Origin of the sequence: Spongiibacter sp. IMCC21906, from assembly GCF_001010805.1 — a bacterium.
GTDB lineage: Bacteria > Pseudomonadota > Gammaproteobacteria > Pseudomonadales > Spongiibacteraceae > Spongiibacter.
Genome location: NZ_CP011477.1, coordinates 1,615,772 through 1,637,246, shown reverse-complemented (window position 1 = coordinate 1,637,246; position 21,475 = coordinate 1,615,772). Strand labels below are relative to the sequence as shown.

The window sequence follows — 21,475 nt, the reverse complement described above, 5'->3', positions numbered from 1 at the left end:
TCACAGCGTCACCTCACGATACCAGGATTGCTCCATGGCTAAAGGCAGCAACGTTTCTTTGAACCACGCAGCAAAGTCCGCCAGTTCTGGATAGGCATCAGCGACGGATAAGGTATAGGCCATCACCAAGGGTAAATCTTTCAGGTAGCCCGATTTGCCATCCCTCAGCTTGAGCCGGGCAAAAATCCCCAGCACTTTGATATGGCGCTGTAATCCCATCAAGTCAAAGCTGCGTAGAAATTCGGCATCGGAGACAGGCCCCAATATGCCCTGCTGTTGGGCCATATCTCGATAATCCAGTGCCCAACGTCTAACCCATTGCTGGGGCCAGCTGACATAGCAATCCCGCAACAATGACACCAGGTCATAACTAATCGGACCTTTGACCGCGTCCTGAAAATCAATCATCCCCAGTTCTCCACCGGGCAAACACATTAGGTTGCGACTGTGGAAATCCCGGTGAACCAAGGTTTGAACTTGGCTGAGAGCCGACTGGGTCAATATTGAGAAGACCTCATCCAAGAGGTTTTGCTCGGCATCGTTTAACGGGTAGCCCAGCATCCCCTCAATAAACCACTGGGGAAAAAGCGCCATTTCATTCAATAGCCGCTGCTGATCGTAGTCGGGTAACTCCCCTTCTACCAAGGCAATGCGCTGAACAGGCAGTAACAACGACATCGCTTGATGGTAATACTGATCGGCCTCGGCCTGGCCTGTTAACAAGGGCAGCAACAGCTGATCGCCAAAATCTTCTTGTAACAGAAACCCCCGGGGTTCATCCCAGCCTAGCAAGGCGGGCACTCTGGCGCCGTTTTTATGCAGCAGCGACTGCACCTTGGCAAAGGCGTGGTTATCTTCTTTATCTGGCGGTGCGTGTACGGCAATCACACTGCCGCCACCCTTGAACTGCAGGCGGTAATAGCAGCGAAAACTGGCATCACCTGACACCACAGATAAATGGTCATCGGCCAGCTCAGGCGATAATGCCGGGATGGGCGATAAAGATAGTTGTTGCAGACACCACTGCAGTAACTCAGTCGTCAAGGCGCTCATGATAACGGTGGGGAATTCTCAGCTTTTCGCGATACAGGCGGGCATCCTAGCAGAGAATGCTTTATTATCCACCTTCGCCAATGGGGGCTCCACCGCGATTAGTAACGATTTGCACTGCATGCCAGCGTCACGCCACTTTATAATCTCTGCTCTGCTGCTCGCCAGTGGACTCGCTCTCGGCCAAGCTGCGCCGACGCAGAGCTGTGCAACGGCTCCCAAGCCCACGGTAAATGATTTCCCAGAAACCTTACCCGCCTATTACAAGCATTGGAACTGGCTACCCAATGAATATCTTAGCGACTCCCAACGCTGTCAACTGGAACCCGGCTGTGAAGGCCGATTTGTAGAGCCCGCCAGGCAGTGGGAAGGGGCGAATAGCACGCCCATCGAAGCACCGCTGAATGTGTCTGCCAATACCATTGAGTCACTGGGAAACAAGGCCACCATGAGCGGTCTGGTAGAGCTGCGTAAAGGCAGCCTCAGCCTGGATGCGGGTTACGCGCAATATGACCGCAGTAATAGCACCGTAGTACTGAGAGACAATGTGGTGCTGCGTCAGCCAGGCGTACTGCTGCGAGGTCAATATGCACGCATTGACACCAATCTCGGCCTCGGCGAAATAGAACAGGCCGAAATACTGGCCTACGAGCCCGGCGCCAGAGGCAGTGCCGGACGCATCTCCCGCCCCAACACAACAACGTTTGTGCTCGAAAAGGCCAGCTACACCCAGTGCACACCCGATAAAGAAACCTGGTCCTTACATGCTGACGAGATTGAATTAAATTACGAATCCGGCCGTGGCGTGGCCCGGGGCACATCCATTCGAATCTATGACGTGCCGGTGTTTTACTCGCCCTATCTCAACTTTCCCGTTGACGATCGCCGGGCGACAGGCTTTTTGTTTCCGACCTTTGGGGTAGCAGACGGCAGCCTCGACATTTCCATGCCCTATTACATTAATTTGGCACCGAACTACGACCTCATGCTAGCGCCACGCTTTATTGAGCAACGCGGCGAGGCCTTAGAAACCGAGTTTCGCTACCTCAATGCCTACAGCGAATGGGAAATCAACACCGGCTATTTGCCCAACGATCAAAAAGAAAATATTGACCGCTGGCTACTAGGTGTTCAAGAACAGGGCTTTATTAACGACCAAGTCTCCACCGAAATAGACTTTACCCGAGTGAGTGACGAGGATTACTTTACTGACTTGGGACTGGCCAATCTGGCGGTTAAACGCAGTACCCATTTAAAGCAGCAAGCCGCCGTGCATTACCGGGCCAACAACTGGCTAAGCAGCTTAGAAGTGCAGCGTTATCAAACCATTGCCACGGTAGATGACCCCTACCAAAAGCTACCCCAACTCAGCTTGAACTACATTTCACCCGCCAAAAACTTTGCTCTTGAGCCCAGTATCGCGTTTGAATTCACCGATTTTGCCCACCGCGATCCCATCTCTGAGGGTGGCAGCAATATCACCGGCCAACGGTTTTATGGCGACGCCGGTGTCAGCCTACCCATGCGCTGGCGTTGGGGCTTTATTGAGCCCGCCTACAAAACCCGTCATGTAGCTTATCAATTGGAAGACGCGCAATCGGCAGGACTCGAAGAAAACCCCGCCGCTAGCAGCGCGCAAATGAGCGTGGATGCCGGCATGTATTTTGAACGGCCGTTGGAATTTCAAGAGCAGTCTTGGACTCAGACGCTGGAGCCACGGGTTTTTTATCGCTATGCCGAATACGAAGATCAGGGAGACCAGCCCGACTTCGATAGCTCAGCCCTTACCTTCACGTATCAGCAATTGTTTCGAGACACCCGCTTTACGGGCCGCGACCGGCTGGATGACGCCGACCAGGTCGCCGTGGGTGTCAGCAGCCGTTTTATTAACAACGATATCGGCCGGGAAATTCTTACCGTTAGCGTTGGCCAGCTTTACTACTTTGACGACGGCCGGGTACAGCTCCCCGGCGACGAAGAGCGACGCAGCAGTAACTCCGACGTCGCCACTCAAGTTCGCTTTTTACCCAGAGATAATCATTGGTTTAGCGCCGATCTGCTATTAGATGCACGGCAGGGGATGATTAATCAGAGCAATCTAAGCTACCATCTGCGCAGCGATAGCAATGTGTTGTTTAATATTGGCTACACCTTTCGCCGCGAAGGCAACCAATTTGGTGGCTTGGAGTCCGACGTTCGCCAGGCAGAAGCGTCGTTGAGCCTGCCAATTAATAATCAATGGAAGCTCTTCGTAAAAACACAGCACGATTTCGAAAACAGCCGCTCGGTAGAAAACCTAGTCGGCGCAGAATATCAGAACTGTTGCTGGCTGACCCGAATAGTCTTTCAAAGTGCGTTGGAACCTGACGACGTGCTAGGGTCTAACGTCGGCGGCACCGAACGCGATTCGGCCATTCTGGTGGAATTTCAATTGAAGGGTCTTGGTGGCTTGGGAACAGCCGTCAGCAATACTCTTAAGGAAAGTATCTTTGGTTACCAATCTGATGAATAAAATGCGCGTATCCCACGTTTTAATGATTGCCCTGATGGCCATCATGAGCTCCTTTGCCAACGCTGATGTCCAGTGGCTGGATAGAATTGCCGCCATTGTTGATGACGACGTAATACTCATCAGCGAGCTGGACAATCGTCTACAGACCGTCAAAAACAATATCCAGCGCGCTGGCCAAACCGCCCCGCCAGATGACCAGCTCCGCAAAGAGATATTGGACATGCTGATACTGGAAAGTATTCAGCTGCAAATGGCCAATCGGGTAGGTCTGCGTATTGACGATGAAGAGCTGAACCAAGCGGTAACCCGCATTGCGGCTCAGAACAACATGAGCCTTGAACAATTTCGCCAGGCCCTGATCTCCAACGGCAGCTCTTATCTGGAACTGCGGGAACAGGTTCGCCGCGAGATGATTATCCAGCGGGTACAGGCGGGTAACGTCAACCAGCGCATTCAAGTCACCGAACAAGAAGTTGATAACTATCTCAAGTCTGAGGAAGGTCAAGCGAGAACCTCACCAGACTACCGCTTGGCCCACGTACTGATTCCCGTACCCTCTGATGCCAGCGAAGCCCAGCGCAAGCAGGCAAAGGCAAAAGCAGAAGCCGTAGCCAAGGCGCTGCGCAATGGTGCCAGTTACGAAAATGTAAATGGCGTACAAGGCAGTGACCTGGGCTGGCGTAAACAGCAAGATCTCCCCAGCTTGTTTGCCGACGTGACATCAAGCCTTCAGGATGGCGACGTCTCGGAGCCTCTGCAAAGTGCCAGCGGTTATCACGTGGTGCAATTGCTCGCCAGCCGCGGCGTTGCTGAACTGGTTGATCAAACAAAGGTTCGGCATATTTTGCTTAAAACCTCCGCTATTCGCGATGAGGAGCAATCTCGACAACTGGCTGCGGATTTACGCCAACGCGTCAAACAAGGTGAGTCCTTCGCAGAGTTAGCCAAAAAGTTTTCTGAAGATATTGGCTCTGCCCAGGAAGGCGGCAGCCTAGGCTGGACAACGCCCGGCCAGCTTGTACCTGAGTTTGAAAAAGCCATGGATAACACCGCGGTGGGTGATATCAGCCCTCCCGTCAAATCAAACTTTGGCTGGCACATTATTAAAGTAGAAGAGCGTCGCCGGGAAGATGTCACCAACGAAATTCGCGAACGGCTCGCCCGCCGGGCCTTGCATGACCGCAAGTTTGATCAAGAACTGGAAGCATGGTTACGCAAAATTCGCAGCGAAGCGTTTGTTGACGAAAAACTTTAATGATTCCAAGGCTAGCCATAACACCAGGCGAACCGGCTGGCATTGGACCAGAGTTACTCGCCAAGCTCGCACAGCAATCTTGGCCAGCAGAGCTGGTGGCGGTTGCTGACCCAGAGCTGCTGCAACAGCGTGCCCATCAGCTCAGTCTACCCCTGCAATGTCAGGCGGTAGATTTTGCTGCGCCGCCTCAGCAACACACTCCCGGCACCATAAAATGCCTCGCGGTGCCACTTAATGCCCCTGCGAAACCCGGTCAGCTCGACAGGCATAACGCCCAATACGTATTGAGCACGCTGGAAAAAGCGACCGACAGCTGCCTAAGCAAGCAGTGTCACGGTTTAATTACCGGTCCCGTTCAAAAGTCGATTATCAACGATGCGGGCATTGCCTTTAGTGGCCATACCGAATTTTTAGCTCAGCGTTGTGGTGTTGAGAAAGTGGTCATGATGTTGGCAACCGAATCACTACGTGTTGCCCTAGTCACCACTCATCTGCCCTTAAGCGCTGTGCCCGCTGCCATCACTCCAGGCAACCTCACCGAGGTCGCCGAAATACTGTATCGCAGCCTACAAGAGCAATTTGGCATCGCCGCCCCGAAGATTATCGTGCTGGGCCTCAACCCCCATGCCGGCGAAGGTGGACACATGGGCCGGGAAGAAATTGATATTATTATTCCCTGTCTGGATCAGCTCCGAGACCGGGGCTGGCAAATCACCGGGCCACTGCCCGCTGACACCGCCTTTACACCCAAATATCTCAGCAACTGTGACGCCGTATTGGCGATGTACCACGACCAGGGCTTACCCGTACTTAAATATCAAGGCTTCGGTCGCGCGGTGAACATCACCCTCGGGCTGCCCATTATCCGCACGTCGGTAGACCACGGCACGGCACTGGATTTGGCCGGTAAAGGCCTGGCAGACCTAGGCAGCTTTGAAGCGGCACTCACGACAGCCATTGCCATGAGTCGTGCCCAATCAGGAATAACACCCTAATGGAACAAAAGCACCGCGCACGAAAACGCTTCGGACAAAACTTTCTCCACGATCAAGGCATCATCCGCCGTATCGTTTCGTCAGTACATCCACTTCCCAAGCAGCGACTGCTTGAGATTGGCCCCGGCCAGGGCGCCATTACCGAAGAGCTTTTGGAATCTGGCTGCGAGCTATCCGTTATAGAGCTGGACCGAGACCTGCTACCAATATTAGAAGAGAAGTTTGCGGCAAAGAGTAATTTTCGTTTATTTCAAGGTGACGCACTCAAGTTTGATATTCAGGCATTGGCTGGCGACGACAAACTACGGGTTGTCGGCAACCTGCCCTACAACATCTCTACACCCTTGATTTTTCACCTGCTCAGCCAGCAGTCGGGCATTGCCGATATGCACTTTATGCTGCAAAAAGAAGTGGTAGAGCGGCTGGCCGCGTCCTCTGGCAGCAAGGCTTACGGGCGACTGAGTATCATGGCCCAATACTACTGCCAGGTAGAGAATCTATTTGAAGTACCCCCCGAGGCCTTTTCACCCCGGCCAAAGGTACAATCAGCTATTGTCAGGCTGACTCCCCATCAAACCTTGCCCCATCCCGCCAAGGATGTCGAAAAATTACAGCAGGTGTTACGCAGCGCTTTCAATCAACGTCGCAAGACCTTGCGTAACAACCTTAAAGAATTAATCAGCAGCGATGCACTGGAAAAACTGGGCATTGATCCGGGCCTGCGCCCCGAGCGACTTGAACTCGCTGATTTCGTCGCCATTGCGAATAGCGTACAGTCCTAAAGTCAGCAACCTCAAGTTATTCACTACCGAGAAAACTATGTCAGAGAGCACAGCCGTAGAAATTACCGTAGAAACTGAATTCCTGAAAGAGCAATCTGATCTGGCGCAGCAGCGCTTTGCTTTTGCCTATACCATCACCGTACAAAACACCGGTGACGAAGCCGTGCGCCTGCTCAATCGGCACTGGATTATTACCGATGGCGACAATGAAGTGCAGGAAGTTCACGGTGAAGGCGTCGTCGGCAAGCAGCCCTTGATCGAACCGGGTGAAGCCTTTCGCTACACCTCCGGGGCGGTCATTAATACCGCTGTGGGCACCATGGAAGGCAGCTATGAAATGATCAGCGCCTCGGGCCGTCCCTTTATTGCACCGATTGCTGTCTTTTCTTTAGCGCAACCCTCCGCGTTGCACTGAGCCGTTCGCCATGACGCGTTTTGCCGTAGGGGATTTACAAGGTTGTTTAAAACCGCTAAAAAAATTATTAAAGCAGTGCAACTTTGACCCCAGCACAGACGAATTATGGCTGGTGGGGGATTTAGTCAATCGCGGCCCAGACTCGCTGGACACGCTGCGATTTCTCTATGGTATTCGCGACAGTTTAAAAATCACTCTGGGCAATCATGACCTTCACACCTTAGCACTAGCCCGGGGGGCAACAAGCCGAGGCCGGCACCCCACCCTCAAAGCGTTGCTAAAAGCCCCCGACCGTAAAACGCTAATGGACTGGTTGTGCACCTTGCCCCTTGTTTACCGTGACCCCAGTGGTGACTTCATAATGTCTCATGCTGGCATTCCCAGTATCTGGTCCAGTGACAAAGCCCTCGCCCTTAGCAAAGAAATACAAACCGTGCTGCAAAGTGATCAGCTTGATGGGTTTTTAGCGGCCATGTACGGCAATGAACCGAGTTGTTGGCATGATGACTTACAGGGCATGGAGCGATTCCGCTGCATCACAAATTATCTTACCCGCATGCGCTTATGTGACGAACAGGGCAGCCTGAACTTAGCCTACAAGGGCGACGGCGAAGCCTTTCCAGCGGGTGACAAGGCGTGGTTTGACTGGCAAGCACCCGGCGACCGCCAAGAAACGATTATATTTGGTCACTGGGCGGCCTTGCAGGGCAAAACAGGCCGGGAGGATATTATTGGCTTAGACAGTGGCTGCGTGTGGGGTAACTGCATGACACTGCTGAATATGGAAACCCGGCAACGTTACCAACAGCAGTGCAGCTAAGCCCTTCACTTGCCCTCGATGTCATCCTTTTACTCAAGCTCGCATTTAATACCCAAGCCGCCCAAGCCGCAGTAGCCTCCGGGGTTCTTCTCTAAATATTGTTGGTGGTACGGTTCGGCGTAATAAAACGGCCCGGCCATTTCCACTTCAGTCGTAATTTCAGCGATCTTTCGTTTACTCTGCGTTAACGCCTGCTGGTAGCGTTGTCGAGACTGCTTCGCTAGCTGTAATTGAGTCTCATCAAGGCAATAAATACCACTGCGGTACTGCGTGCCAACATCATTACCTTGGCTCATTCCCTCGGTAGGATTATGGCTTTCCCAAAACACTGCCAGTAATTTTTCCAGTGGCAACACCGCTGGATCATATACCACCAACACCACTTCATTGTGGCCCGTCATGCCCGAGCACACTTCTTCATAAATGGGGTTGGGTGTATGTCCCGCCGAATAGCCCACTGCGGTGGTATAAACGCCCGGCAGTTGCCAGAAACAACGCTCGGCACCCCAAAAGCAACCCAAGCCAAAATAAATTTGGTCGCAGTGCGCCGGAAATGGCGGCACCATTGCCGTCGCCAAAACCGCATGCTTTTCGGGTACTTTCATGGTGGCTGAGCGTCCGGGCAGAGCCTCTTCTGCGGTGGGTAATACCAACGATTTAGCCGGTTTTACATAGCGATCGAATATACTCATAGTGAGGCTCCTGAAAATATGGGGTCTACGAAACGGACATTGTCATTTGGCTGCCGTCTAATATGCCCTGTTACGCTACCTTTATACCAGCCCCTGACAATGCTTTGGCATTGCCAGGCAAGTCTAGCTGCTATACATAAGTCCTTAGTTTATAAGTAAAATTCCGGGGCATTTTTTTAACTATTTTAAGGTTGCTATTTAAAGCAAAAAACGTTTAAATCGCCGCTTCTTTCACCCCTGCGGAGGATTTATGCGAGATGAAAAGTTTAGATCTCATGCCTCAGATGGAGGCCAGCGCGGCTAGCTGCAACCCGATTAGCCAATCGGACGACAATTTGGACCATTTTATTGTCCGTGATGGCATGGCCTATGCCGGCACACACCTTATTATCGATCTTTGGGGCGCATCCCACCTCGATGATATCCCCCGTATGGAACAAGCCTTTTTAGACTGCGTTCGCGAATGCGGAGCAACTCTGTTGCATATTCATATGCACCACTTCACCCCTAATGGTGGCGTGTCTGGAGTAGCAGTTTTGGCTGAATCTCATATCAGCGTACACACTTGGCCAGAGCGCGACTATGCCGCCTTTGATGTCTTTATGTGTGGCGACGCTAAACCCGAGCTTGCTGTGGGCATCCTGCAAAAGGCCTTCAACCCCTCTCGTGTAGAGGTGGGCGAAAACCTGCGCGGGAATATGGGCGATGTCTGAGTGGTTTAATGAAACGCTCCATAACGGCTATCACCAAGGATTTGAGGTCGCTGAGGTCTTGTTTGAAAACAAGACCGATCATCAGCACCTGGTCATTTTCGAGTCCACCAGCTTCGGTCGAGTGATGGCGCTAGACGGCATCATTCAAACCACCGAACGCGACGAATTCATCTACCACGAAATGCTAGCCCATGTGCCACTGTTTGCCCATGGTCAGGCCAAAGACGTGTTGATTATTGGTGGCGGTGACGGCGGATTACTACGTGAAGTGCTCAAGCATCAAAATGTTGAACGTGCGGTTCAAGTAGAAATTGATCAAGCCGTTATCGACATGTGCGTAAAGTATCTGCCGAATCATTCGGCAGGTGCCTATGACAACCCTCGTGCTGAAATTGTGATTAACGACGGCATTGAGTATGTCAAAACCACCGATCGCCAATTTGACATTATTTTATCTGACAGCACCGACCCCATCGGTCCCGGCGAAGTGTTATTTACCTCACCGTTTTACGAAGGTATTAAACGCTGCCTGAAACCCGGTGGCATTTTTGCAGCGCAAAACGGCGTTGCTTTTATGCAGCCCGATGAGGTCAGCACCACCAATAAGCGATTGTCGCCGCTGTTTACCGATACCGGATTTTATTCCGCGCCGGTTCCTACCTACATCGGTGGCCTCATGACCTTTGCTTGGGCCAGCGACAACGCTGCCGCTCGACAAACCGCTTTAGCCACTCTTGAGCAACGCTATCAGGATAGCGGCATACAAACCCGCTATTACAATCCGGCGCTACATCAAGGCAGCTTTGCCCTTCCTCAATACCTTGTCGATTCTTTGAGCTGATACCGTCATAGCTCACATCACTAAAAGAGTCTTAACATTAAGCGGGCTTTACGCCCGTTTTTTGTTAGCGGTACTATTGCTAGCAACACTATGCTTGTCGAATAGGGTTTGTCGAACACGGCTCGCTAGACATGGCGCGCAGGAACATGGTTTTTTAAAACAGGGCCTTCTAGAATATGCGTCTCTAAGAAATTGCTTTTTGAAACAACACCTTGTCAATCAGGCTTTGTGGAACAAGGCTGTATAAGATCAAGTTTTCAAGATAACGGCTCTGCAACAAAGCGACGTCAAAATGACCTCCGTTATCAGCTGTTTTAACAGCCCAGCATCAAACTTTATCGCTCCCCACCAGGTCTAATGGGGTGGCTAATTTTCTGAGCTTATTGCGAGTAATCATATGAAGTTTCGTTTTCCCGTCGTCGTAATTGACGAAGACTTTCGCTCCGAGAATATCTCCGGCTCCGGTATTCGAGACTTGGCCGATGCCATCAGCAATCAAGGAATGGAAGTAGTCGGGTTCACTAGCTACGGCGACCTCACCGCCTTTGCTCAACAAGCTAGCCGTGCGTCTTGCTTCATTTTATCTATCGACGATGAAGAATTTAGTGATGACGATGATTCCGCCAGTCAAACCCTGGCGGCTATCGGTGAATTTATGCGCGCCGTCCGTCAGCGCAACAACGATATCCCAGTGTTTCTCTATGGCGAGACCCGCACTTCCAGCCATATTCCCAATGAAATCCTTCGGGAACTGCATGGCTTTATTCATATGTTCGAAGATACGCCAGAATTTGTCGCCCGGCATATTATTCGCGAAGCCAATAAATATTTGGACTCCCTCGCACCGCCTTTTTTCCGAGCCCTGATGGGCTACGCCAGCGACTCATCTTACTCCTGGCACTGCCCCGGCCACTCAGGCGGTGTCGCTTTTTTGAAAAGCCCAGTGGGGCAAATGTTCCACCAATTCTTTGGCGAAAACTTATTGCGCGCTGACGTTTGCAATGCCGTAGAGGAGTTAGGCCAACTACTGGACCACACAGGCCCAGTCAGTGAGAGCGAGCAAAATGCCGCCCGAATTTTTGGTTGCGACCATCTGTTTTTTGTCACCAATGGCACCTCCACGTCCAACAAGGTGGTATGGCACTCGGTCGTCGCCCCTGGTGATATCGTTGTGGTAGATCGCAACTGCCATAAATCGATTTTGCACAGCATTATTATGACCGGCGCTATTCCGGTATTTTTAATGCCTACCCGCAACCATTACGGCATTATCGGCCCCATTCCCAAAAGTGAATTTGACCCTGCAGCCATCCGCGAAAAAATTGAGCAACACCCTTTTGCGAAGCACGCGCCAGAAAAGAAGCCGCGCATCCTGACCATTACCCAAAGCACCTACGACGGTATTGTTTACAACGTAGAAGAAATCAAAGACATTCTCGACGCCACCATCGACACGCTGCACTTTGACGAGGCCTGGCTGCCCCATGCTGTTTTCCATAGTTTTTATGAAAACATGCACGCTATTAGCAACGACCGTCCTCGGTCAGATGACACCTTGGTCTTTGCCACCCAATCCACTCACAAATTATTAGCGGGCTTATCGCAGGCTTCACAAATTTTGGTGCAAGACAGCAAAAACCGTAAGCTCGACACCCACCGTTTTAATGAATCCTATTTAATGCACTCCTCTACCAGTCCCCAGTACGCCATTATTGCCTCCTGCGATGTGGCGGCGGCGATGATGGACCCTCCCGGCGGTACCGCACTGGTAGAAGAGTCCATTGCCGAAGCACTGAATTTTCGCCGCGCTATGCGCAAAGTCGATGCCGATTATGGCGACGACTGGTGGTTTAAGGTCTGGGGGCCCGAAGTTCTCAGCGAAGAAGGCATCGGTGACAGAGATGATTGGGTTATTCATTCTGACGACAACTGGCACGGTTTTGGCAAAATCGACTCGGGGTTTAATATGCTCGACCCCATCAAAGCCACCATCATCACGCCAGGACTGGATGTCGACGGTAGCTTTGACAGTTACGGCATCCCGGCATCTATCGTCAGCAAATATCTGGCGGAGCATGGCATTATTATTGAAAAAACCGGCCTCTACTCATTCTTTATCATGTTCACCATCGGCATTACCAAGGGCCGCTGGAACTCCATGGTAACGGAGTTGCAGCAATTTAAAGACGACTACGACCAGAACTTACCATTGTGGAGAGTGATGCCCGAGTTTGCCGCAAAATATCCCCAATACGACAAAGTCGGTCTTAGAGACCTGTGTAATGATATTCACAGTGTCTACAAAGAATACAACCTCGCCCGTATTACCACAGAGATGTACCTCTCTAAAATTGAACCCGCGATGATCCCCGCCGATGCCTGGTCGAAAATGTCACACCGCCAAGTAGAACGGGTGCCCATCGACGAGCTTGAAGGTCGGGTTACCGCCATGCTGGTCACACCTTATCCGCCAGGCATTCCCCTGCTTATTCCCGGCGAGCGTTTCAACAGTACCATTGTCCGCTATCTGCAATTTGTCCGGGATTTCAACGCCCGCTTTCCCGGCTTTGAAACAGACTGCCACGGTTTGGTAAAAGAAAAAGTCGGGCTGGACTACCATTACTTTGTAGATGCGGTGATCGACAATATTTAGCCCTCTGTGAGCTCGCTTCCTAAAACCGGGGTGGAATAATTTCTACCCCGGCAAAACCACCCATCACGCGACCGAAAGTCACCCCATTCACAACGTAGCCCACCACCCCGCAAACAAATGAAATTGACAATGATTTGTATTACCAAGACAATGCGCCGCTAAGTCCGCGCGATTGGATGACAACCAGGCTTGGCACAGGCCTCGTCACGTCCCACTCCGCCCGGCTCCAACCCAAACTGTAGCAAAATCAATTAGCCGGATTGTTTATGTCTTTGCCCCCTGTTCGCGTTCTTACTCCCGCATTGCTTGTTCTTGCCAGCTCAACCACTGTTATCGCTAAAGAGTTACCTGTAGAGCAAATGGTGGTCACCGCCAGTCGTACCGAAAAACCTTTGGCGACCATACCCAATACGGTGACCGTAATTGATCAAAAGTCTCTTGAGCAGCAAATTGGTATTAACGGCGACCTATCATCAGTATTAGGCAACTTAATACCCAGTTTTTCGCCTAGCCGACAAAAGCTCAGCAACTCCGGCGAGAGCTTGCGCGGCCGCAAGCCGCTGTATTTGATAGATGGAGTACCTCAATCCAACCCACTCCGAGATGGCGGCCGGGACGGCAACACCATTTCGCCATTAATGCTAGAACGCGTAGAAGTCATTCACGGTGCCAATGCTATTCACGGCTTAGGCGCTGCCGGTGGCATTATCAACCTCATTACCAAACGCCCCAGTGACACCCCAGAACACAGCTTGAAAATTGGTCTTTCTGGCCAAGAAGAAGAGCTTGATGACAGCCTGGGGTACAGCGGCAGCTATAGCTTCTCCGGCAGCTTTGAGCAATTTGATCTACTCGCCAGTGTCGCTTTTGAAAGCGTCGGCGTGGGTTTTGATGCCGATGGTCAAGTAGTGGGCTTCGACACCACCCAAGGCGATACCATGGATTCAGAAAGTCTGGATACCTTTTTAAAAATTGGCAAAGACTTTGAAAACCAGCGCCTTGAGTTCACCTACAATCGCTACGAGATTGAGGGCGAAACCAATTGGGTCCCTGTCAATGGCGACGTAGATGCCGGCATCCCCACCACAGCAGTGGAAGGAACCGTTGAGGGTGACGCGCCCAAAAACGAAGTCACCACCATCAGCCTCAGCTATCGCCACGACCAGCTGCTGGGACACAGCCTGCGAGCGCAACTATTCAAACAGGATTTTGCCGGCACCTATGGCGGCGGCCGGTTTGGCACCTTCCAAGACCCAGCCTTTGGTGCCGACATTTTTGATCAATCAGAAAACCAGTCCGAGAAATATGGGCTTAAGCTCACCTTAAATAAAGACGAATTAGCGGGATTGCCACTGGCGGTCACCTACGGTTTAGATGTTTTTCAAGACCAAACCCAGCAAAAACTGGTGCAGACAGGCCGCGCCTGGGTGCCTGAATCTACTTACAAAAATTACGCGCCCTTTCTGCAATTTGAATATAGCGGTATTGAGCAATTAACGGTCACCACCGGAGTACGTCACGAAGTCTCCGAGCTGGAGGTTGATGACTTTACCACCCTCGCCAGTTATGGCAGCCAAGAAGTCACCGGGGGCACACCCGATTTCTCTGAAACCCTGTACAACATGGGTGCAAGCTATCAAATCAATGACGTCGTCCGTCTCTACGGCAACTACGCCGAAAGCTTTTCTATGCCCGATGTCGGCCGGGTACTTCGGGGAATAGATCAACCGAACCAAAGCGTGGAAACTTTTTTAGACCTCACCCCCATCTCCACCGAAAACAGTGAAATTGGGGTGGAATTTAATATCGACAATATCCGCAGTCAGATAACCTATTACCAGTCTGAGTCCGATTTTGGTCAGCGTTTGCAAGCCAACGCCGATGGCATTTTCAGCGTGCAACGTGAAAAAACCGATATCGATGGTATTGAACTGCGCCTAGACTGGCTGGCCAGTAACAAAGACCTGTTTGGTATTCGCTATGCCAAAACCCGAGGCGAGTACGACTCCAACGACGACGGCAAAGTCGACACTGATCTAGACGGCCGCAATATCGCTCCAGACCGCATTAACCTTAGCTGGGAGCGGGACTGGACCGACACGGTTTCTACCCGTTTGCAGTTTAACCGTTTGCTCAACCGCAACTTTAAAGACCTCAACAACAGCCGCTATGAAAGTTTTGAGGGCTACACCACCATTGATGTCAGTGCCGAATGGCAGGCAAGCGTTGGCACCTTCACGCTAGGGGTACAAAACCTCAATAACCAAGACTACTTCACCTACTACAGCCAAGCTGGCGGCGGCTCTGCTGCCCGCAATTTTAAAGGCTATGGTCGTAGCATTCGTCTTTCTTATGAGCGTCACTTTTAAAGCGCTGACCAAGCCGTGTCTCAATCAAAGCCGTACTTACTCAAGCTTCGTCGCTGGCACCAGTGGCTAGGCTTGGGTTTGGCCGCCCCACTTTTACTGATTATCGTCACCGGCACCCTACTTGTTTATAAAGAAGCCCTCATTACCCTGGCTATTACCGATCAGCCGCCCCCGCCCCACCGATTCCAATCACTTAACGAAGAGTTAAGTGCACTTGAGCAACAGTTGAGCCACCAGCAACTGTCGTATATCAAAGCACCATCAGCCGGTCGCGACTACTGGACCGTTGTTGAAAGCGCTGGTCGCAGTACCCTTTTTGCCCGGCACAGCTTTACCGAACTCCAATTGCCAGCTGGAGTACTCGCCACCCTGGACATAATTAGAGAGTTACATACCGATTTAATGCTCCACACCCCCGGCGAGATCGCCGCACTGTGTTTGGGCTTGGTACTCAGCTTTTTTGCCCTCAGTGGTATTATTTTGTGGTGGCCGGCTTGGCGGCGCTACCGCTTTAGCAAACTGCTCCCCAAAAAGCTCAGCCCCCAACAGTTGCTTATCAGCCATCGGCATCAAGGTCTGCTGTTATCATTATTTATTCTTGTTATTGCCGTCAGCGGCGTGGTGATGTTGAGTAATGGTTTTATCTATCAACTCAATTCGGCATCATCCAAGCCAGCCCCGGCAGCGATAAAAGAGGCAAGCCTCGTCGATCAAACAGGGCAAGCCCATCAACTCGCCGCTGGGCAACTCTTGCAAGCTGCGCAAACCCTGTTGCCCGACGCACAGCTCACCCTTGCCAGGTTGCCATCAAAAGATCGACCAGCGGCTGAGTTTCGATTTCGTTTAAAAGACGAATGGCACCCCAACGGCCGCAGTAAAGTCGCCGTGGATGGCCACAGTGGGCAGGCAACGGTGTTAAGCCGAGCGGATCAAGCCAGCAATGGTCGCAAGCTTCTTAACGTGATGTACCCGCTGCATTCATCCTACGGTTTAAATCGGGGTTATCAGTTAGGCGTGTTTATTGCGGGCTTGGTCGCGCTTTATTTAACCTTGAGTGGCAGCGCCAGCTATGTTTTGAGGTGGCGCAAAAAACACCGCCCTCAAACCAAAATATTTAAGCAATAGCGCCCTATTCAATAATATAAGAGGCCAATGGCGGAAAACCGTTAAATTCAATAGAGCTATAACTGGTGGTGTAGGCGCCGGTGGTCAACCAAAATAGCCGATCACCCTCTTGTAAATCCACCGGCAGACTATAGCGATGGTCCTCGTAGAGAATATCCATGCTGTCGCAGGTCGGACCGGCAATAATCACTTCATCCAGCTCATCGCTTTGGCGGTCACAGACCATCGGGTATTGAATGGCTTCGCCAATCGCCTCAATCATGCCGCCGAACAAGCCCACATCCAAATACACCCAACGGTCTAAGGATTCTTGGGATTTACGTGATACCTGAATGACTTCGCTAACCAATACCCCAGCTTCAGCCACCAACGACCGCCCAGGTTCAATCAACACTTGCAGCTGATGATCGCCAAAATCTTCGTCTAAAAACCGGCGGATCGCATTGCCGTAAGCTTCAATATCGTGGTGGCGATTGCCGTAGTTGGCAGGCATACCACCGCCCATATTAATCATTTCCAAGTGGATATCGGCTTCGGCCAAGCGGTCAAAAATAAACCGTACCTTGGCGATGGCCGCATCCCAAGTAGCAATATCTCGCTGCTGGGAACCCACATGAAAAGAGATACCGTAGGGAACCAAGCCTAAATCTCGAGCCAACATAATCAACTCAATGGCCATATCGGCCTGACAGCCAAATTTACGGGACAGCGGCCAATCGGCAGTTTCAGAGCCCTCGGTCAACACCCGGATATACACCCGGCTTCCTGGCGCGAACTTTGCTAGCTTTCTAATGTCAGATTCACAGTCGCTGGCAAACATACTAATACCCTGCTGGTGGGCATAGGCAATGTCAGCGGACTTTTTGATGGTATTGCCGTAACTCATCCGGGCGGCCGGAATACCTAAGTCGAGAAGCTTTTTCAGCTCAAAGACTGAGGCAATATCAAAATACGCGCCCAACTCATGGAGACAGCGAATGATCGCCGTATCCGGGTTAGCTTTAACGGCGTAATAAATACCAGCAAAGGGAAATGCCGCGAGCAATTCCCGATATTTTGAACGAACGGTGTCCAGATCAATAATCACGCAGGGCGTGGCTTTGTCGGCAGCAAAATTAACAATTCGCTGCCAAGCACTGTCAGCTAGAACCTGTTGCTTCATGGGCTTTGCTCCATGGCGATTCGATTCCCTCTGGCCAGCAAGACCAAACGGGGAAACAGTGCCTTTTGATCGGCACCAGCAATTTTAAAAAGATGCGAAGTCTACAGCAAACGAAAGAAAAAATCGTACTGTCATACCTCTGCAATCTGTCTTGTTAATAATCGCTATGGTCAAGGAGACAAAGACCAGTGAGACAAGCATTAAGGACACAGAGGTTGAGTCTGGAGACTCAAGGAGAAATTATGATGAACAAGCAAAATATAGAACGTAACGTAAAAAACTTGTGCAGCAGAAAACTGTGGGAACTACTGAAAAACGCCGAATGGCACAGCAACGCAGAACGCTTCGCCATTGAGCAAGAGCTTTCGGGTCGCCAGCACTACCAGCGCGAACTGGAGCAATTCAGCTGCCGAGAAACCATGCATTAAGCAGCACCGACCAAGGTACTATCACCAGCACCGCATAAGGCAGTGTTGCTGACCAAAAGCCCAGTTGCACCTCGCAACGGGCATGTATAGCTAAGCCAAGGTGCGCTGGCGCTTCTGCCGCCGCGATACCCGCAGGTAAGCGCTGCAACCCCACCCCGTCCAATACCCCACTTTGCAGCAAGGCTGCAGACAGGGGCTGTCCCGTTTCTACCTTGCCAGCCAACCCCAAATAACGATTTTTTTGCGGGCTTGCTGGCATCCGCCGCGATGCTTGGCGCAGCGATTGTTGCAACGGAAACCCTGCACCGACGCACTCGGCCAAATGCCCCACAAACCAATAATTGTGGTAACAGGACAGGGCTTTTTTAAGTTTGGGAAGCGTGAATCCAATAGCAGTAATAGAAGCTGACACCGGAGGCTTAAAAAAAACCGTCAGCAATACTGCAGCAACTATCCCAGGCAGTAACGACAACCCCATTACTTCCAAGACCGAAACAGCACTTAAAAAACCACCCAAATACAGCATTAACGGCAGCAAAAAAGCACATAACAAGCTCAACAACAGTGGCAACCAAAGATGCCGGCGAAAACGCAAGGCAAAATCACTGACCATTCGATAATGCTCGGCCAGGCGTAAATAAGCATTGGGCAAATTCCCCACCGCTAAACCTAGCTGCAAAAACCGTAGTTCCCAGTCTAAAAATAAGCCGCCGTCCCGCAACTCGTCCATGACGAGCTGTTGACCACTGCCAAATTTCTCAGCCAGTTCTTCAAGCTGAACCCGCTCGGCTAATTGCTGCCCCTGACTGAGCCTGGCAACAAGTTGCTGCCAATCCCGCTGACCATCACCCTGACTGGCTTCATACAAGCCCTGAAACAGCACAAATCGTTGGGCGTAGCGTGAGGCTATGAACATAAAACTCTCTGACAAATGCGATACCAAAGACGGTGTGTCTTGCTGGCAGGAAGCACTATACTACGAGGCTTTTAGTACTTTGTAATACTTTGAGTCAATCACGCAGGCGATCATCTTTTATCGCCTGCCCCAAAAGGAATCCGGAAACCGGCGATGATCATTCGTTTATTAATAGCAGTGGCTGTTCTGTATGGCATTTTCCGCTTTGTTAAAATCGTGCAAAGCAAACCCAAGGATCAGCGCCGACCCTATTACTTCACATTGCTAATTAGCATTGCCGCGGCCGGTTTAGTCTTGCTGTCCATTACCGGTAGAGTGCATTGGCTAGCAGGAATCATCGGCGCGGCAATGCCCTTTGTCCGCCAGTTTATTGCCAATCACCTCCATCAACGCATTAGCGGTAATGCTAACCGCAGCAACACCGGCCCCCAGAACGAAGAGCCACCACCTCGACGTTACAGCGGCAATATGGATAAGCCTGAGGCGCTTTCCATACTGGGTCTTAAGGAAGGCGCCAGCGAAGACGATATTATTAAAGCCCATCGTCACTTAATGCAGAAATTCCACCCTGATCGCGGCGGCAATGATTATTTAGCCAGTCAACTGAACGAAGCAAAATCCGTTCTGCTTAACAGTTAAGGCGACTGACACATCATGATCATAATCCACATATAAACTCAGCACTTAGGAGCAGCTCCGACTTACTATGAGCACCGTATTTGTTATTAAAAATCAGCATGGCCATTATTTAAGCAAGCAACAATTGTGGCTAGATGGCAGTGACCGACGCCTACTGTACCGTACCCCCCACAACGATGAAGCGGTCAATGTTGTGTTTGAGCAAAGCAGCAAAGATATTTATCTGCGTGCAGAACCCTTCCCCTGCGAGCTGGATAAAAACAATCAGCCTATGGTCGAAGTCGGGCCACCCACTGCATTAGAGACCCAAGCGGCTTTAAACCAAGAACCCGAGCAGGAAGAAAATCTACAACAAGAAAACCCGGAAAACATTGGCGATCAAGCTTGAAAGCAGCTTCCTGTACCCCCATTTATTAAGCGGTATTACTACGAGGTTTATACTGCAATGATGCGAATTCTGTTGTTTTTGGCAACAAACCTGGCCATTGTTCTGGTCGCTAGCATTACCCTCAGTTTGCTGGGGGTAGACACCTATATGGCGCAAAATGGCGTCGACTTAAACCTGAGCTCACTGCTGGTATTCTGTGCAGTGTTCGGGATGGCGGGTTCCCTTGTTTCACTGCTGATCTCAAAATGGATCGCCAAACGCTCAACCCGTACCGAAGTCATCAAACAACCCCGCAACAACCAAGAGCGCTGGTTGCTGGATACGGTAAAAGAGCTATCCGACAAAGCCGGCATCGGCATGCCTGAAGTGGGGATATTCCCCTCTCCAGTCGCCAATGCCTTTGCCACTGGCTGGAATAAAAACGCGGCACTAGTCGCGGTGTCCGAAGGGCTAATGAAGCAAATGCGCCCCAATGAAGTCCGGGCGGTATTGGCCCATGAGATTGGCCACGTTGCCAATGGCGACATGATCACCCTCACCCTTATTCAAGGGGTGGTGAATACCTTCGTCATGTTCTTTGCTCGCATCATCGGCCACACCGTGGACAGAGCCGTATTTAAAACAGAACGCGGCCACGGTATTGGTTTTTACATCACCACGTTTATCGCTGAAATGGTGCTGGGCATTCTCGCCTCCACCATTGTGATGTGGTTTTCGCGCTGGCGGGAATTTCGCGCCGACCACGCCGGTGCCACACTGGCAGGACGTGACGATATGATTGCCGCGCTCCAGCGCCTACAGGCTCAGCAAGGGCTACCCAATGACATGCCCGGCGAACTCACCGCTTTGGCGATTAGCAGCCCCAGCAAGAGGGATTTCGCAGCACTGTTTAGCTCTCACCCACCGCTGGAAAAACGTATTCAGGCACTGAGAGACGGGGCGTGAACGACTTATCGCAACAGCGCCGAGAGTTGATGACGGCCCTACATGCCATGGCCGAAGCCGATTTATCCCCGGGAGCCAGCGGTAATATGTCATTGCGGCTCCCCAATGGCGGCATGTTGATATCCGCCAGTGGGGTGCGGGGGAATGAGGCAACGTTGGAATCCCTTGTCGAGATCAGCAGCGAAGGTACTTGCACGCCGGGCCAAGCCAAACCATCCAGCGAATGGCTAATGCACCATCAGGTTTATCAAGACCACCCCGAAGCCGCCGCTATTGTTCATTGTCACTCTCCCTTTGCGACGGTGCTGGCCTGCCAGCGCCGAGCCATTCCCTCTTTTCACTACATGGTCGCTGTCGCGGGTGGCGTCGATATTCCCTGTGCAGATTACGCTACCTTTGGCAGCGCGGAACTGGCCGAAAATGTCAGCCTTGCCCTGCATCGCCGCAAAGCTTGTTTATTGGCTAATCACGGCCAACTTTGTATTGCCCAAACCATCAACAAAGCCCTATCTCTCGCTCAAGAAGTAGAAGCTTTAGCAGCCAATTATTATTTCAGCCTACAAAATGGCGGACCGACGCTGCTCAGCAATGGTGAAATGGAGAAGGTACTGCAACAATTTCGACATTACGGCCAGCAATAAACAACCTTCCACTTATGTCACACAAAAGCTGAAGTTATTAGCTAACTCCTCGCGCTAAACCGCCAAAAAATCGGTAAATTTTCACAAACTCGCCACGCCTATTTCACATACCTTGTGATAACCTCAGATTGTTG

20 protein-coding genes are annotated in these 21,475 nt (G+C 51.3%); 16 read left to right on the top strand and 4 right to left on the bottom strand.

Features of this window, described 5'->3' with window-relative positions; translation table 11 throughout:
- Positions 1–1,053, bottom strand: coding sequence for an aminoglycoside phosphotransferase family protein (locus IMCC21906_RS07470; RefSeq protein WP_082117399.1), 1,053 nt, complete (start codon positions 1,051–1,053; stop codon positions 1–3).
- Positions 1,054–1,171: 118 nt separating this feature from the next.
- Between IMCC21906_RS07470 and IMCC21906_RS07465 the strand changes: the two genes are divergently transcribed.
- The 6 genes from IMCC21906_RS07465 to IMCC21906_RS07440 are packed head-to-tail and all read left to right on the top strand — an operon-like array spanning position 1,172 to position 7,829.
- Positions 1,172–3,562, top strand: coding sequence for an LPS-assembly protein LptD (locus IMCC21906_RS07465; protein WP_197085973.1), 2,391 nt, complete (start codon positions 1,172–1,174; stop codon positions 3,560–3,562).
- A complete protein-coding gene (locus IMCC21906_RS07460) occupies positions 3,555–4,817 on the top strand; it encodes a peptidylprolyl isomerase (protein WP_052763430.1) in 1,263 nt (420 codons plus the stop codon). Before IMCC21906_RS07465 ends, IMCC21906_RS07460 begins: the two co-directional genes overlap by 8 nt.
- Positions 4,817–5,812 (top strand): 4-hydroxythreonine-4-phosphate dehydrogenase PdxA, encoded by a 996-nt coding sequence (gene pdxA / locus IMCC21906_RS07455; protein WP_047011644.1) that lies wholly within the window; start codon positions 4,817–4,819, stop codon positions 5,810–5,812. The genes IMCC21906_RS07460 and pdxA overlap by 1 nt, the downstream gene beginning before the upstream one ends.
- Positions 5,812–6,594 (top strand): 16S rRNA (adenine(1518)-N(6)/adenine(1519)-N(6))-dimethyltransferase RsmA, encoded by a 783-nt coding sequence (gene rsmA / locus IMCC21906_RS07450; RefSeq protein ID WP_047011643.1) that lies wholly within the window; start codon positions 5,812–5,814, stop codon positions 6,592–6,594. Before pdxA ends, rsmA begins: the two co-directional genes overlap by 1 nt.
- 37 nt (positions 6,595–6,631) lie before the next feature.
- Positions 6,632–7,009 carry a Co2+/Mg2+ efflux protein ApaG gene (apaG, locus tag IMCC21906_RS07445; RefSeq protein WP_047011642.1) on the top strand — a complete coding sequence of 126 codons (378 nt, stop codon included), beginning with the start codon at positions 6,632–6,634 and terminating at the stop codon, positions 7,007–7,009.
- Positions 7,010–7,019: 10 nt separating this feature from the next.
- Positions 7,020–7,829, top strand: coding sequence for a symmetrical bis(5'-nucleosyl)-tetraphosphatase (locus IMCC21906_RS07440; protein WP_047011641.1), 810 nt, complete (start codon positions 7,020–7,022; stop codon positions 7,827–7,829).
- 29 nt (positions 7,830–7,858) lie between these two features.
- Here IMCC21906_RS07440 and msrA read toward each other — a convergent pair whose 3' ends face one another.
- Entirely contained in the window at positions 7,859–8,521 is a 663-nt protein-coding gene (msrA, locus tag IMCC21906_RS07435) for a peptide-methionine (S)-S-oxide reductase MsrA (protein ID WP_047011640.1), read from the bottom strand.
- 257 nt (positions 8,522–8,778) lie between these two features.
- On the opposite strand from msrA, the gene speD reads away from it, so the two are divergent.
- From speD to IMCC21906_RS07410, 5 genes are all read left to right on the top strand, one after another.
- The gene (gene speD, locus IMCC21906_RS07430) at positions 8,779–9,234 is read left to right on the top strand and encodes an adenosylmethionine decarboxylase (RefSeq protein WP_052763429.1); all 456 of its coding nucleotides are present in this window, start codon (positions 8,779–8,781) and stop codon (positions 9,232–9,234) included.
- On the top strand, positions 9,227–10,075 hold the full coding sequence (speE, locus tag IMCC21906_RS07425) for a polyamine aminopropyltransferase (protein ID WP_047011639.1): 849 nt from the start codon (positions 9,227–9,229) through the stop codon (positions 10,073–10,075). Before speD ends, speE begins: the two co-directional genes overlap by 8 nt.
- A gap of 397 nt (positions 10,076–10,472) precedes the next feature.
- Positions 10,473–12,728 (top strand): arginine/lysine/ornithine decarboxylase, encoded by a 2,256-nt coding sequence (locus tag IMCC21906_RS07420; RefSeq protein WP_047011638.1) that lies wholly within the window; start codon positions 10,473–10,475, stop codon positions 12,726–12,728.
- Positions 12,729–12,994: 266 nt separating this feature from the next.
- Complete coding sequence (locus tag IMCC21906_RS07415) at positions 12,995–15,097, top strand: TonB-dependent receptor (protein ID WP_047011637.1); 2,103 nt, start codon at positions 12,995–12,997, stop codon at positions 15,095–15,097.
- A gap of 15 nt (positions 15,098–15,112) precedes the next feature.
- Complete coding sequence (locus tag IMCC21906_RS07410; RefSeq protein WP_047011636.1) at positions 15,113–16,222, top strand: PepSY domain-containing protein; 1,110 nt, start codon at positions 15,113–15,115, stop codon at positions 16,220–16,222.
- A 4-nt stretch (positions 16,223–16,226) separates the two neighbouring features.
- On the opposite strand, the gene IMCC21906_RS07405 is transcribed toward IMCC21906_RS07410, so the two are convergent.
- On the bottom strand, positions 16,227–17,384 hold the full coding sequence (locus IMCC21906_RS07405; protein ID WP_047011635.1) for a type III PLP-dependent enzyme: 1,158 nt from the start codon (positions 17,382–17,384) through the stop codon (positions 16,227–16,229).
- Positions 17,385–17,626: 242 nt separating this feature from the next.
- On the opposite strand from IMCC21906_RS07405, the gene IMCC21906_RS07400 reads away from it, so the two are divergent.
- A complete protein-coding gene (locus tag IMCC21906_RS07400; RefSeq protein WP_047011634.1) occupies positions 17,627–17,812 on the top strand; it encodes a hypothetical protein in 186 nt (61 codons plus the stop codon).
- Here IMCC21906_RS07400 and IMCC21906_RS07395 read toward each other — a convergent pair.
- Positions 17,787–18,728 carry a hypothetical protein gene (locus IMCC21906_RS07395; protein WP_047011633.1) on the bottom strand — a complete coding sequence of 314 codons (942 nt, stop codon included), beginning with the start codon at positions 18,726–18,728 and terminating at the stop codon, positions 17,787–17,789. The genes IMCC21906_RS07400 and IMCC21906_RS07395 overlap by 26 nt on opposite strands.
- A 153-nt stretch (positions 18,729–18,881) precedes the next feature.
- Here IMCC21906_RS07395 and IMCC21906_RS07390 point away from each other — a divergent pair, with 153 nt between their 5' ends.
- The 4 genes from IMCC21906_RS07390 to IMCC21906_RS07375 all read left to right on the top strand — a co-directional run bounded on the left by IMCC21906_RS07390 (position 18,882) and on the right by IMCC21906_RS07375 (position 21,341).
- Positions 18,882–19,367 carry a DnaJ domain-containing protein gene (locus tag IMCC21906_RS07390; protein WP_052763428.1) on the top strand — a complete coding sequence of 162 codons (486 nt, stop codon included), beginning with the start codon at positions 18,882–18,884 and terminating at the stop codon, positions 19,365–19,367.
- A gap of 67 nt (positions 19,368–19,434) precedes the next feature.
- Positions 19,435–19,755: a hypothetical protein gene (locus tag IMCC21906_RS07385; RefSeq protein WP_047011632.1), complete on the top strand. Its 321-nt coding sequence runs from the start codon at positions 19,435–19,437 to the stop codon at positions 19,753–19,755.
- Positions 19,756–19,812: 57 nt separating this feature from the next.
- On the top strand, positions 19,813–20,700 hold the full coding sequence (htpX, locus tag IMCC21906_RS07380) for a protease HtpX (protein WP_047011631.1): 888 nt from the start codon (positions 19,813–19,815) through the stop codon (positions 20,698–20,700).
- Entirely contained in the window at positions 20,697–21,341 is a 645-nt protein-coding gene (locus IMCC21906_RS07375; RefSeq protein WP_047011630.1) for a class II aldolase/adducin family protein, read from the top strand. The genes htpX and IMCC21906_RS07375 overlap by 4 nt, the downstream gene beginning before the upstream one ends.
- Positions 21,342–21,475: the final 134 nt, after the last annotated feature.

What these genes read in the sequence shown, in the direction of transcription:
- IMCC21906_RS07385 (WP_047011632.1), top strand. Translation starts at nt 19,435, where the DNA reads ATGAGCACCGTATTTGTTATTAAAAATCAGCATGGCCATTATTTAAGC.
- speD (WP_052763429.1), top strand. Translation starts at nt 8,779, where the DNA reads ATGAAAAGTTTAGATCTCATGCCTCAGATGGAGGCCAGCGCGGCTAGC.
- speE (WP_047011639.1), top strand. Translation starts at nt 9,227, where the DNA reads ATGTCTGAGTGGTTTAATGAAACGCTCCATAACGGCTATCACCAAGGA.
- IMCC21906_RS07465 (WP_197085973.1), top strand. Translation starts at nt 1,172, where the DNA reads ATGCCAGCGTCACGCCACTTTATAATCTCTGCTCTGCTGCTCGCCAGT.
- msrA (WP_047011640.1), bottom strand. Translation starts at nt 8,521, where the DNA reads ATGAGTATATTCGATCGCTATGTAAAACCGGCTAAATCGTTGGTATTA.
- IMCC21906_RS07405 (WP_047011635.1), bottom strand. Translation starts at nt 17,384, where the DNA reads ATGAAGCAACAGGTTCTAGCTGACAGTGCTTGGCAGCGAATTGTTAAT.
- IMCC21906_RS07460 (WP_052763430.1), top strand. Translation starts at nt 3,555, where the DNA reads ATGAATAAAATGCGCGTATCCCACGTTTTAATGATTGCCCTGATGGCC.
- IMCC21906_RS07395 (WP_047011633.1), bottom strand. Translation starts at nt 18,728, where the DNA reads ATGTTCATAGCCTCACGCTACGCCCAACGATTTGTGCTGTTTCAGGGC.
- htpX (WP_047011631.1), top strand. Translation starts at nt 19,813, where the DNA reads ATGATGCGAATTCTGTTGTTTTTGGCAACAAACCTGGCCATTGTTCTG.
- IMCC21906_RS07415 (WP_047011637.1), top strand. Translation starts at nt 12,995, where the DNA reads ATGTCTTTGCCCCCTGTTCGCGTTCTTACTCCCGCATTGCTTGTTCTT.
- IMCC21906_RS07400 (WP_047011634.1), top strand. Translation starts at nt 17,627, where the DNA reads ATGATGAACAAGCAAAATATAGAACGTAACGTAAAAAACTTGTGCAGC.
- pdxA (WP_047011644.1), top strand. Translation starts at nt 4,817, where the DNA reads ATGATTCCAAGGCTAGCCATAACACCAGGCGAACCGGCTGGCATTGGA.
- rsmA (WP_047011643.1), top strand. Translation starts at nt 5,812, where the DNA reads ATGGAACAAAAGCACCGCGCACGAAAACGCTTCGGACAAAACTTTCTC.
- IMCC21906_RS07470 (WP_082117399.1), bottom strand. Translation starts at nt 1,053, where the DNA reads ATGAGCGCCTTGACGACTGAGTTACTGCAGTGGTGTCTGCAACAACTA.
- IMCC21906_RS07440 (WP_047011641.1), top strand. Translation starts at nt 7,020, where the DNA reads ATGACGCGTTTTGCCGTAGGGGATTTACAAGGTTGTTTAAAACCGCTA.
- IMCC21906_RS07420 (WP_047011638.1), top strand. Translation starts at nt 10,473, where the DNA reads ATGAAGTTTCGTTTTCCCGTCGTCGTAATTGACGAAGACTTTCGCTCC.
- IMCC21906_RS07390 (WP_052763428.1), top strand. Translation starts at nt 18,882, where the DNA reads ATGATCATTCGTTTATTAATAGCAGTGGCTGTTCTGTATGGCATTTTC.
- apaG (WP_047011642.1), top strand. Translation starts at nt 6,632, where the DNA reads ATGTCAGAGAGCACAGCCGTAGAAATTACCGTAGAAACTGAATTCCTG.